This is a genomic window from Bacillus cereus group sp. Bc010 (assembly GCF_027716745.1).
In the GTDB taxonomy this organism is placed as follows: Bacteria; Bacillota; Bacilli; order Bacillales; family Bacillaceae_G; genus Bacillus_A; species Bacillus_A pacificus.
On record NZ_JAQFUY010000009.1, the window covers coordinates 59,870 to 72,000 of the forward strand.

Sequence of the window (12,131 nt, forward strand, 5' to 3'; positions counted from 1 at the left end):
AAATTATCAATAAATTCTGTTAATTTTAAGAAAGTTTACAATCTCCTCCTATTAAAGTCATAAAAAAAGATCGAATAGATAGCTATTCATCTATTCGATCTTTCATCTGTTTTAATATTTTCTTTTCAAGTCTTGAAACTTGCACTTGCGAAATACCTATTCGCTCTGCTACTTCTGATTGAGTTTGGTCTTTATAATAGCGTAAATATACAATTAAACGCTCTCTCTCATCTAATTCTCTAATTGCTTCTTTTAAAGCAATTTTATCAAACCATTTCGTTTCAGATTGATCTGCAATTTGATCTAAAATAGTAATTGGATCTCCGTCGTTTTCATAAACCGTTTCATGTATGGATGAAGGGGCACGACTCGCTTCTTGCGCCAGAACCACTTCCTCTGGCGTTAGTTCTAACGCTTCAGCTACTTCATTAATCGTTGGAGCCCTTCCGAATTCTTTCGAAAGCTCGTCTCTCATCTTTCGAATTTTGTTTCCTGTTTCTTTTAAAGACCTACTTACTTTCACTGATCCATCATCACGTAAAAATCGTTGTATTTCGCCAATAATCATGGGAACTGCATATGTTGAAAATTTCACGTCGAAAGATAAATCAAATTTATCTACCGATTTTAAGAGCCCAATACATCCAATTTGAAACAAATCGTCTGGTTCATATCCGCGATTAAGAAAACGCTGCACAACCGACCATACGAGACGCATATTACTTTGAACAATTGTATCTCTTGCTTGTTGATCTCCATCTTGACTTTTTTGAATTAACGCTTTTAGCTCGTGGTCCTTTAACTGAGGTTTCTTCTTCTCATTTTTGACCTCTATGTCCATAGGCTATTCTCCTTAATTGCATAGAGCGTTACTATTTGATAAGTATTTTGTCAAATGGATTGTTGTCCCGAAAGATTCGTTTGAAATAACTTCTACTTCATCCATAAAATTTTCCATGATAGTAAATCCCATTCCGGAACGCTCTAATTCAGGTTTAGTTGTAAAAAGGGGTTGTCTCGCTTCATCTAAATTAAAGATGCCAATCCCTTCATCTCGAATCGTGAGTTTCACCATTGCTTCTTCCAAAATTACAGAAATATAAACAACACCTTCTGCATTTCCTTCGTACCCATGAATAATTGCATTCGTAACCGCTTCTGACACAACTGTTTTAATCTCTGTAAGTTCTTCCATCGTAGGATCTAGTTGTGCAATGAAAGCAGCTACTGTAACGCGAGCGAACGATTCATTTTGACTTAATGCTGAAAATTGAAGGTTCATTTCATTTCTCATTTATGCCACCCCCAACGTCGCGAGCGCATGCGCTTCACTTTCTTCTAAGCGAACAATTTTAAATAAGCCCGACATTTCAAATAAACGTTTAACAGGCGGTGAAATTGCACAAACAACCATTTCTCCACCTAATCCCTTTACATGCTTATATCGGCCTAATATAACACCTAAACCAGAACTATCCATAAACGATAAGTTCTCTAGGCTCAAAACAATATGATGAACACCATGTGTCTCAATCATATCTGTTACTTTCGTTCGCAACTCTTCAGCAGTATGATGATCTAATTCACCCGCTAGCCTCACACATAGGACGTCACGTTTTACTTCTAATTGCATGGAAAGACTCACACGATTTCCTCCTTATGCTCAAACTTTACTCATTTACATACATAAAGATTTTCGTGATACACTATAAGAATCCTTCCTACTGACAAAAGAAGAACTATTTCGCCATAAAGTGAAACCATTCAGCAATTATTTACTTACATACGAATAGAAAAGCGGCAAAATGTTTGCCGCTATTTTGATGTTGAAAACATCCCAAAACTTCTTTTAAATAACTCCCACCAGCTCGCTGCAGCAACATCTTCTTTTGCTACAATTGTTTGTTTTAATAAAACATCTTTATCTTTTTTAATAACAAGTGTACCAAGTGCATCGCCCTTTTTAATCGGCGCTTTCACTTTCTTTTCAGCAATTACTTCTTGCTTTACCTTGTCCATATTTTCGCCCTTCTTCATAAGAAGAGATACATTGTCTGACGCAACTAAATCTACTTTTTCTTTCTTCCCTTTTCCTACTTGGACAGTCTTAATTTTTTCGCCTCGTGTATACAATTTCTTTGTCATATATTGACCAAATGCGTAGTCAAGAAGCTTCGTTACTTGATTGTTCCGTTCTTTTGATGTAGGTGCTCCCATAACAACTGAAATAACACGCATCCCATTCTTTTCAGCCGACGCTGTTAAACAATATTTTGCTTCTGTCGTAAAGCCCGTTTTTACACCATCTACTCCAGGATAAAAACGCACTAACTTATTCGTATTAACGAGCCAAAACTTCTTATCCGTATCTTCACGTAAATAGTCTTCGTATTTTCCTGTGTATTTGCGAATAAGTGGGTACTTCATCAATTCTTTCGCCATTATAGCCATATCATTTGCTGTGGAATAATGATCTTTAGCCGGAAGACCTGTCGGATTTTGAAAATGAGTATTTTTCAGTCCTAAATCTTTCGCTTTTTTGTTCATCATATTTACAAAACCTTCTTCTGAACCAGCGATATGCTCCGCTACTGCAACAGACGCATCATTTCCAGATGCAATTGCAATACCCTTTAGCATTTCATTTACGGTCATCTCTTCTCCAGGCTCTAAAAAGATTTGTGATCCACCCATTGAAGCTGCATGCTCACTTGCTCTCACTTTATCGGTCAGTTTTAGTTTTCCTTTTTCAACTTGTTCCATAATTAATAGCATTGTCATAATCTTCGTCATACTAGCAGGTGGTAACTTCTCATTTGGATTTTTATCAAACAAAACTTTACCTGTATCTTGTTCAATTACAATTGCTGATGACGCTTGTTCCGCTAACTTCGGTGTTGTTTCTTCTGTTTTCTCCTGCTTCGTCTTCTCAGATTGTGCGAAACTAACTGAAGTACCAGAAAGCAATAACATGAAACAAACAAGTATTCCAAAAACTCGCTTCATGACTAACCCTCCATTCTATATCAAACCTATTTTTTCCAATTCACTGTTTTTTAATACCATATTTTTCTAACATTTTCAGTTGACAAACACATTCATCACTTTTATTGTATTAAGTGTATTACACATAGTAGTACACTTAATACAAGTCAGAAAGGAGACATTGCTCTTGCATATTCAACTTGATCCAAGAAGCAACACTCCGATATGGGAACAAATTGTTCAAAATATAAAAGAACTCGTATTAAAGAACATGTTAGCTCCAAGTGACAAACTACCTTCTGTACGGGAACTCGCTTCTTTACTCGTTATAAATCCAAATACAGTGAGTAAAGCGTATCAAGAGTTAGAGCGACAAGGGATTATTGAAACATTACGAGGAAAAGGAACATTTGTATCCCAATCGATTACCCCAACATTAGACGAAAGGAAAATCGCTATGGTTGAAAAGCAATTTCATCAATTACTATTAGAAGCCTCTTATCTTGGTGTTACGAAAGATAAAATTCATGATTGGATAGATTCATACTATAAAGAGATTGGAGGAAATGCGAATGCTGAAAGTGACAAACTTGAAGAAGACAATTGATAATCAAACAATTTTAGACGATGTTTCTTTCACATTACATAGAGGAAATATCATCGGATTACTCGGAAGAAACGGTGCGGGGAAAACAACTTTATTACGAACGATGGTCGGCATTTTAGACCCTGATGAAGGATGTGTTACATATGAGGATACCGACATTCATAAGAATCCTGAAACGAAACAAAAAATCGTATATGTTCCGGATTCTACTAACATACTGAACGGCTATACGGTAAAAGAAATTATAAAGTTTTATAAATCAGTTTATGCCGCATTTGATGAAACATATTTCTATGAACTGTTAGAACGTTTTAACTTACCAAACAAACGAATTCGTAGTTATTCAAAAGGAATGAAAGCACTGCTTGCTATCATTTTAGCTGTTTCTACAAAGGCAGAATATATCATTTTAGATGAACCGACAAATGGGCTTGATCCTATCGTTAAACGGCAGATCCTCCAATTTCTCGTTGGAGAAGTTGCAGAAAAAGAAATTACCATTTTCATCTCAACTCACCATTTAGATGAAGTGGAACAAATTGCAGATACAATTATTATATTAAAAGGCCATACTATAGCTTCTATTACATCACTAGACGATGCAAAATCACAATTTGCTAAAATCCAAGTAGCTTATGAACGTTCACTACCTCAAAAACTAGAAAACTTAAGCAATATTAAAATATTAAATCAAACAGGAAAAGTATATACAATCTTAATTGAGGGAAATGTGGCTACAACACTGGAAAAGTTTCACAAAGAACAACCACTGCTCATTGAAGAATTAACAATGTCGCTTGAAGATATTTTTATCACTACATTTGAGGAGGATTCACATGTTTCATAAAGCTTTATGGATGAGGCAATGGAAGCAAGGAAAATATATAATTCTATTATTTTGGTTAACTAGTTTATATCAACTACCTTATAAATATTATCAAGAAGCGCAAATGCAACTAAAACTATCAAAAATGAAGCTTGGTGACTATACATATTACTACTCCTACTATTTTCAGACATCTGATGGTGCCGTCTTCTTTCAAGGAGCTACTCTAATTGCACTCGCTTGTCTTTTAATTGGATGGGAACGTAATAATCAATCAAATGATTTTCTATTCTCGATGCCTTTTAAACGAAAGGATATTTTTTTAACAAAATGGTGGCTTGGTGTTTTGAATATTATTACAGTACAAATTATTTGCTTGATTAGCATGTACGGAATAAAGAACATGTCGTTTCACAATGAGTATCAAACCTTTGCTCCGTTCTATAGTTACTTTCTATATGCTACCGTTGTACTTATCGCTATTTATACATTCGCCTTATTTATCGGGACTATTACTGGACATATATTTTCTCAAAGTATTTTAACTATCATTCTATTATTTTTACCATACGGTTTTGGATTGTTAATTTCCGGATTCATTTATTCACACACACAATGGTCTGTAGATGCAATGGGAGAAATAGAGTACCATACTCATGAGTACTTACAACATATAGGTATCATTTCACCATTAGAATATTTTTCTATTACTTATGATTACCACCCGATAGAAACATTTGATGACTATGGCAATAAACTTCCCAGTGTATCACAGGACAATCCTACGGAGCGTATTTCTGTACCTTCTCCTTGGACACTATTAACACCATTTTCTTACATCATTACCTTTTTATCAATAGCAACCTTTCTATACACACGTACACCGAACGAACAAAGTGGAAAAATACTATTGTTTCCTAACTTGCAAAAATGTTTCATAATTTGCACTGTTCTATGCTTTGGACTACTTGGTGGTAGAATATTAGGCGGACGAGATGCACTTCTGTCTTATTATGTTGGATTTTTCCTATTCGCTACCATAAGTTACTTCATTTTTACACGTCTATTAAAATTGAAGTTTGCTTTTGCAGGGAAATAAATATGCCATGAATTATTTAACTGTTATATGAACCAAATAAAAAAAAAGCATTGCACAAGAGCAATGCTTTTTTTATATCCTGATCCAAAAAAAGAGGTTATTTCACATTCTCTCTTCTTTTCCCATACTCTTTTTCTTGCTTCGTTCCAAACCCGTCACCATTTGCCACAATTTGATCTGTTGGAGCAACTATGCTTTCAGCAATTCTCCATTCTCCACCTTGTTGAATAAACACTTGCATAAAATAATTCATTCCATTTAATTGATACGGATTTTCTTTTTTTACTTCATAACGTGCTGCAACATAATACACTTGCACATTCTCAGCCTCAAACTTAGAAATATATTGTGATAATCTCGGGATGTACTGTGATGCTTTCTGAAGTGGAAGTTGTTTTACTTTTACAAGAGAAGACTTCGTTACATTGCTTATCGTATCTTCATGCCGAATGTTATCACTGTGATGAAATAAAATAGCATTCTGCATAGAGCGAATCCATAGTTTTGAATATAAAACAGGTTGCTTATTTGAAATATGTTGTAATTCTTTTTGAACGACTTGAAGAGGCGTAGCGGCATCTACGAATTGATGAAAGCAGAAAAAACTTCCAATCATAATGAAAAGCGTACAAATACGTTTCATTATTTTTCACTCCGATTCTTTTTAATTAAAGTATTGGAGTTTCAAAATGTTTTTATTCAAAAGAAAAAGGATAGGAAAGCTGTCGCTCCCTATCCTCATTTATTATAATACGCGGCCAAATAGCTCTAACACCATTTCTATTTCTTGGTCGCTCCAACCTTTAAATCTCTCTTTATAATACTCTTTACGCACAGCTTCAAGTTTTTCAGTTACTTCTCTTCCGTGTTCTGTAATTTCTAAGTACACGATACGACGGTCTGAATTTGAACGTTTTCTTTCTACAAACCCTTTTCGTACGAGACGATCAGTAACAGCTGTAATATGACTGGAGGTTACGTTTACTTCACTCGCAATTTGCGAAGCCATCTGTGGACTTTTTAAAAATAATGCGCGTAATACAGAAAATTCATTATATGGCATATGTTCTGCAAAACGTGTATTAATATCATTTTGTAATAAACGTATCATCTTTCTAAATGATCCGGATAACTCTAAAATCAATGTTTCTCTTTTTTCGTTCACTAGCCTCGTCCCTTTTTTATCATATTTACACATATTATAATCTATAAATACCCTCGTTGTATATGCTTTCTTTCTTTAACATTCCCATTTATGTAACTTTTTCATACAAATTTCTTTTTTGTTCACACATATACATATAAAAAGGATGGTGATGGAAGATGCAAGGTGGAATGAACCCTTATTTACACAACGTACGTACAGCAAATACTGGTAAAGAAGCTACCATTACGGTGCAAGGTGAAGGCGTTGTGAAAGCAAAACCAAATGTCGTTATATTAACAATCGGTATTCGTACAGATCATAAAAATGTAAAACAGGCACAAGAAGAAAATGCAGTGCAATCAAAACAATTATTAGATGCACTGAAACAACTAGGTATCGCTGAAAAAAATATAGAAACCATTTCATATACGATTACGCCTCAATACGAATATATAAATGATAAAGCATTACTACAAGGATATCGTGTGGAACATTTGTATGAAATTACCGTTTTAAATGTACAAAAAGCAGGGGAAGTATATGATATAGCCGTTTCAAATGGAGCAAATGTAGCAAAAGGATTACGTTTTAGAATATCTCACCCAAATAAATATTATGAGCAAGCTCTCATTCAAGCTCTGCAACAAGCGGTAGAAAAAGCTCGTGCTATTGCGAGTACATACAATTTAAACATTAATCCTGTTCCACTCTCATTCGTTGAAGAATCTGCTCAATTACCACGGGAAGTTGCATCCTATGCTGCTTTACATGCACAAGCAGCTCCTCCCATTCAATCGGGAGAATTAGAGATCATTTCTACAATACGAGCGATTTTTACGTATTTATAAATAATCTCATTTATAAGTAAACGTTATCATTTTCCTTGTTGTAAAAACATGATGTTCTGATATAATAAAGGACGGTGAGCTCTTACAAAAGAGATATCACGGGTGGGAGAGGGATATGAAAAAGAAGGTTTAACATGAAAGGAATACTTGAAAGAACATTTAAATTAGGTTTACACGAAACATCACCAAAACAAGAAGTTTTAGCTGGAGTTACGTCATTTTTTACGATCGTATATATTATGATTGTAAATGCATCCATTTTATCCGATGCTGGCATTCCTCTTGAAGCTGGAATTTTAGCAACTGTTTTCAGTTCATTTGTCGGATGTCTGCTCATGGCATTTTGGGCAAATGCACCTGCTATTCTTGTCCCTGGTATGGGTGTAAATGCATTCTTCACGTACACTGCTGTGCATACGCTCGGATTAACTTGGCAGGAAGCATTAGCAGCTGTCTTCATCTCTGGTATTATTTTTGCAATTGCTGCGTTTACACCAATCGCTCGCGTGCTTTCAGTATCGATTCCAAAGTCACTAAAGGAAGCTATCACTGTCGGCATCGGATTATTTTTAGCATTTATCGGATTGCAAAAAGGTGGTTTAGTCGTTTCGAATCCAAATACTGCTGTTGCAATGGGTAAATTAAGTAGCCCTGTCGTTCTTGCGACCGTGCTTACTCTTATCGTTGCACTCGTATTATTTATTCGTAACGTACGTGGAAACTTTTTATGGACGATTGCAATAGGAACTGGTATTGCATGGCTGTTTGGCCTTGTTGATACAAGTCAAATCAGAAATAGTTCATTCTCATTCGCTAATTACGGCGATGTGTTTGGGGCTATGTCATTTGGTAAACTTTCTTCCTTACCATTTTGGATTGCAACATTCTCCTTAAGCATGGTGCTTATTTTTGAGAACATGGGACTTCTGCACGGTTTATTAGAAGATGACCGTAAATTCCCACGTGCTTACCAAGCCAATGCAATTTCAGCAATGACATGTGGTCTATTTGGCACAAGCCCTACCGTATCAACAGTAGAGAGTGCCGCAGGTATTACTGCAGGCGGAAAGACAGGTCTGACGTCTATCGTTACAGGGTTGTTATTCTTTGCATCACTGTTTGCACTTCCGTTTGTCAAACTAATTCCTGATAGTGCCATTGCACCAATCTTAATTATTATTGGCGGCCTGATGATTACAAGCATTCAACAAATTCCTCTGAACGATTTTTCAGAAGGATTTCCAGCGTTCTTAATTATCGTCATGATCCCGCTCACATATAGTATCGCTGATGGCATTGCGTTCGGATTTATTGCTTATCCTATCTTAAAAGTTGCTCTTGGAAAGCGTAAAGAAGTCGCACCGTCTATGTATATCATTACATGCTTATTCTTAGCCATGTTCGTATTACATGCTATTGGTTAAGTAAAAACACCGAGGAATTTTCCCTCGGTGTTTTTTACTTAAACCATCCTTTTTTATAAAACCAAGCCATCATGCCGCCGCCAATTAGTGCCATAATAAGTAAACAAATAAAATAACTATATTGTCCACCGAGCTCTGGCATATGCGTAAAGTTCATTCCATATACTCCCGCAATAAATGTTAATGGCATGAAAATAGTCGAGAATACAGTTAATGTTTTCATAATGTTATTCATATGATGCGAGTTTAATGAAAAATAGCTATCTCGAATATCTGCTGTTAACTCCCGGCTTGCTTCAATCATTTCGGTCAGTTTAAGCAAATGATCATGTATATCTTTAAAATAAATTTCATGATCACTTATACCGTAAAAACGAGTCGAATTTAAAATACGATACAATAAATCACGCATCGGAATAATTGTACGTCTTAACTTCGATAAATCTGCACGTATATCAAATACTTCTTCTAGTACACTTCCTGCCGTTTCACCCGTTAAATTATCATCAATTGCATTTAAATGATCCTCAATGTAATATACAGGCGCAAAATAGTCATCTACAATTTGATCGATAATTGTATGCGCTACGTGTAAAGGACTATTTTTAATACGCTTCTTTTCTCCAAGCGTTTTCCATACTCTTTCAATTGCATTGTTATGAGAAAAGTGGAAAGAAACAATATAACGATCACTAATAAATAAATCAATCTCGTGCGGTTCTAATCCATCCTCACCAAATGCATGAAGAACTAAAAAGTTATATCCATCATAAAAATCAACTTTTGGCCTCTGTACATATTCTATGCAGTCTTCAATTGCAAGGGGATGGCACTTAAAATGATCTTGCAAAATGTATGTATACTCTTCTTTCGTTGGCTTATATAAATCTAGCCAATACCATACAATATGGTCTTTCTTTGTTTCCTCTAGCGAAACATCATATAATACTTCATCTGTTTTTGTTATTGCACAAATTCTAATCATATTTTCACCCATTATTATTATAAACAAAAAATAGTAAAAAAAGCCAAGGAGAAATACTCCCTGGCCCTTCTTTATTATTCAGTAACGATGCCGTGCACTAATGTTGGTGCATCTACATGCTCTTTAGAGATCTTCATGTTCTCATAAATTTTTGCTTTTACGTCTTCTACATTTTCACGGTTTGCGTAAATGGTAACAAGGGATTCACCTTTTTTCACGCTGTCCCCTACTTTTTTACGAAGCATTAAGCCAACAGCTAAATCAATTTCAGATTCCTTCGTCGCACGTCCTGCTCCTAAAAGCATTGCTGCTGTTCCGATTTCATCTGCAACGATTTCTGATACATAACCGTCTTCCTTCGCTTCCACTTCAATTTTAAATTGTGCTTGTGGTAATTTAGAAGGATCATCAACAACAGATGCATCGCCGCCTTGCGCTGATAAGAACGTTTTAAATGATTCTAGCGCCTTACCGTTGTTCATTACTTCAATTAATTTCTCACGTGCATCTTCTAGAGATGAAGCTTGTCCAGCAAGGTATACCATTTGACTTCCAAGCGTTAAACATAACTCTTCTAAATCTTTCGGTCCTTTACCTTGTAACGTATCAATTGCTTCTTGTACTTCAAGTGCGTTACCAATAGCCTCACCAAGTGGTTGACTCATATCAGAAATAACAGCCATCGTATTACGACCAACGTTATTACCAATGCGTACCATTGCTTCTGCTAAACGTTTTGCATCTTCATCTGTTTTCATAAATGCACCTGCTCCAGTTTTTACATCAAGAACAATTGCATCTGCACCAGCAGCAATTTTTTTACTCATAATTGAGCTTGCAATAAGCGGAATTGAGTTTACTGTTGCCGTTACATCACGAAGTGCATACAATTTTTTATCCGCAGGTGTTAAGTTTCCACTTTGACCAATAACTGCGATTTTATTTTCATTTACAAGACGCATGAATTCATCATTTTCGATTTCAACATGGAATCCTGGAACTGCTTCTAATTTATCAATTGTACCACCAGTATGACCTAGACCACGTCCAGACATTTTTGCAACCGGTACACCTAAAGCGGCTACTAATGGACCTAATACAAGTGTTGTTGTATCACCAACGCCACCTGTCGAGTGCTTATCTACTTTTACTCCTTCAATAGCTGATAAGTCGATTGTATCACCGCTATTTACCATTGCCATCGTTAAATCTGCACGCTCTTGATCGTTCATATCTTGGAAGAAAATTGCCATTGCAAGTGAACTTACTTGATAATCAGGAATATCACCATTTGTATATCCTTCAACAATAAAGTTAATTTCTTCTGTCGTTAATGCATGTCCGTCACGTTTTTTTGCAATTAGGTCCACCATTCTCATTGCGAGGTCACCCCTTCATTTGTTTTACGATTGCTTTTACTAATGCTAAGAAGTTAGCTTTAACACGTTCTGTCGTTTCGATTACTTCATCGTGGTGAAGTGGCTGATCTAAAATACCAGCTGCCATATTTGAAATACAAGAAATACCAAGTACTTTCATACCAGCATGACGCGCTACAATTACTTCAGGTACTGTTGACATACCAACTGCATCTCCGCCAAGTGTACGAAGCATACGAATTTCAGCAGGTGTTTCATATACAGGACCTGTCATTCCAACGTATACACCTTCTTGTACTTTAATATTTAAGTCTGCTGCAACTTGTTTCGCCATTTCGCGAAGCTCTACTGTATATGATGTAGACATATCAGGGAAACGTACACCCATTTCAGAATCATTTGGTCCGATTAATGGATTTGTACCCATGAAGTTAATGTGATCTGAAATTAACATAAGATCGCCTGGTTCGAATGATGTATTTACACCACCAGCTGCATTTGTTACAACAACTGTTTCTACCCCTAGTTCTTTCATAACACGAACTGGGAATGTTACTTTTTGCATATCGTATCCTTCATAGAAGTGGAAACGTCCTTGCATTGCTACTACCGTTACACCTTGAAGTGTACCGAATACTAGTTGACCTGCATGGCCTTCTACAGTTGAAACTGGGAATTCAGGGATTTCACTGTAAGGTACTGTTACTGCGTTCTCGATTTCATCTGCTAATACACCTAGTCCAGATCCAAGGATTAGTCCTACTTGTGGTGTCTCTTGAAATTTCTCTTTTAAGTATGAAGCTGATTTTGTAATAAGTTCACGATTCATTT

General features: G+C 35.9%; 14 protein-coding genes. 5 read left to right on the forward strand and 9 right to left on the reverse strand.

The genetic code is table 11. The features are described 5' to 3' along the window. Positions 1–82: 82 nt before the first annotated feature. The 4 genes from sigF to dacF form a co-directional block, all read right to left on the reverse strand. The gene (sigF, locus tag PDQ68_RS12805; protein WP_000350729.1) at positions 83–841 is read right to left on the reverse strand and encodes an RNA polymerase sporulation sigma factor SigF; all 759 of its coding nucleotides are present in this window, start codon (positions 839–841) and stop codon (positions 83–85) included. Between the two features lie 12 nt (positions 842–853). Beyond that, on the reverse strand, positions 854–1,294 hold the full coding sequence (gene spoIIAB, locus PDQ68_RS12810; RefSeq protein WP_001243400.1) for an anti-sigma F factor: 441 nt from the start codon (positions 1,292–1,294) through the stop codon (positions 854–856). Further along, the gene (spoIIAA, locus tag PDQ68_RS12815) at positions 1,295–1,645 is read right to left on the reverse strand and encodes an anti-sigma F factor antagonist (RefSeq protein ID WP_000059133.1); all 351 of its coding nucleotides are present in this window, start codon (positions 1,643–1,645) and stop codon (positions 1,295–1,297) included. Positions 1,646–1,815: 170 nt separating this feature from the next. After that, a complete protein-coding gene (gene dacF / locus PDQ68_RS12820) occupies positions 1,816–3,006 on the reverse strand; it encodes a serine-type D-Ala-D-Ala carboxypeptidase DacF (protein WP_000831992.1) in 1,191 nt (396 codons plus the stop codon). A gap of 166 nt (positions 3,007–3,172) precedes the next feature. Here dacF and PDQ68_RS12825 point away from each other — a divergent pair, with 166 nt between their 5' ends. The 3 genes from PDQ68_RS12825 to PDQ68_RS12835 are packed head-to-tail and all read left to right on the forward strand — an operon-like array spanning position 3,173 to position 5,517. Next, on the forward strand, positions 3,173–3,592 hold the full coding sequence (locus tag PDQ68_RS12825; protein WP_000548039.1) for a GntR family transcriptional regulator: 420 nt from the start codon (positions 3,173–3,175) through the stop codon (positions 3,590–3,592). After that, the gene (locus PDQ68_RS12830) at positions 3,558–4,439 is read left to right on the forward strand and encodes an ABC transporter ATP-binding protein (RefSeq protein WP_061183920.1); all 882 of its coding nucleotides are present in this window, start codon (positions 3,558–3,560) and stop codon (positions 4,437–4,439) included. Before PDQ68_RS12825 ends, PDQ68_RS12830 begins: the two co-directional genes overlap by 35 nt. Further along, positions 4,429–5,517: an ABC-2 transporter permease gene (locus tag PDQ68_RS12835; protein WP_061183921.1), complete on the forward strand. Its 1,089-nt coding sequence runs from the start codon at positions 4,429–4,431 to the stop codon at positions 5,515–5,517. Before PDQ68_RS12830 ends, PDQ68_RS12835 begins: the two co-directional genes overlap by 11 nt. A 97-nt stretch (positions 5,518–5,614) precedes the next feature. On the opposite strand, the gene PDQ68_RS12840 is transcribed toward PDQ68_RS12835, so the two are convergent. Together PDQ68_RS12840 and PDQ68_RS12845 are read right to left on the reverse strand one after the other, a co-directional pair. Then, positions 5,615–6,160, reverse strand: a complete 546-nt coding sequence (locus PDQ68_RS12840) for a hypothetical protein (protein ID WP_000820921.1) — start codon at positions 6,158–6,160, stop codon at positions 5,615–5,617. A gap of 102 nt (positions 6,161–6,262) precedes the next feature. Next, entirely contained in the window at positions 6,263–6,682 is a 420-nt protein-coding gene (locus PDQ68_RS12845; protein ID WP_001003309.1) for a MarR family winged helix-turn-helix transcriptional regulator, read from the reverse strand. Between the two features lie 158 nt (positions 6,683–6,840). Between PDQ68_RS12845 and PDQ68_RS12850 the strand changes: the two genes are divergently transcribed. Further along, entirely contained in the window at positions 6,841–7,512 is a 672-nt protein-coding gene (locus PDQ68_RS12850; protein ID WP_001161446.1) for an SIMPL domain-containing protein, read from the forward strand. A 134-nt stretch (positions 7,513–7,646) separates the two neighbouring features. After that, the gene (locus tag PDQ68_RS12855; RefSeq protein WP_061183922.1) at positions 7,647–8,936 is read left to right on the forward strand and encodes an NCS2 family permease; all 1,290 of its coding nucleotides are present in this window, start codon (positions 7,647–7,649) and stop codon (positions 8,934–8,936) included. Positions 8,937–8,970: 34 nt separating this feature from the next. On the opposite strand, the gene corA is transcribed toward PDQ68_RS12855, so the two are convergent. The 3 genes from corA to PDQ68_RS12870 all read right to left on the reverse strand — a co-directional run bounded on the left by corA (position 8,971) and on the right by PDQ68_RS12870 (position 12,129). Continuing rightward, the gene (gene corA / locus PDQ68_RS12860) at positions 8,971–9,933 is read right to left on the reverse strand and encodes a magnesium/cobalt transporter CorA (protein ID WP_270786806.1); all 963 of its coding nucleotides are present in this window, start codon (positions 9,931–9,933) and stop codon (positions 8,971–8,973) included. A 62-nt stretch (positions 9,934–9,995) separates the two neighbouring features. Continuing rightward, complete coding sequence (locus tag PDQ68_RS12865; protein WP_001243079.1) at positions 9,996–11,300, reverse strand: pyrimidine-nucleoside phosphorylase; 1,305 nt, start codon at positions 11,298–11,300, stop codon at positions 9,996–9,998. A 7-nt stretch (positions 11,301–11,307) separates the two neighbouring features. Next, on the reverse strand, positions 11,308–12,129 hold the full coding sequence (locus PDQ68_RS12870; protein ID WP_001078446.1) for a purine-nucleoside phosphorylase: 822 nt from the start codon (positions 12,127–12,129) through the stop codon (positions 11,308–11,310). Between the last annotated feature and the right edge of the window lie 2 nt (positions 12,130–12,131).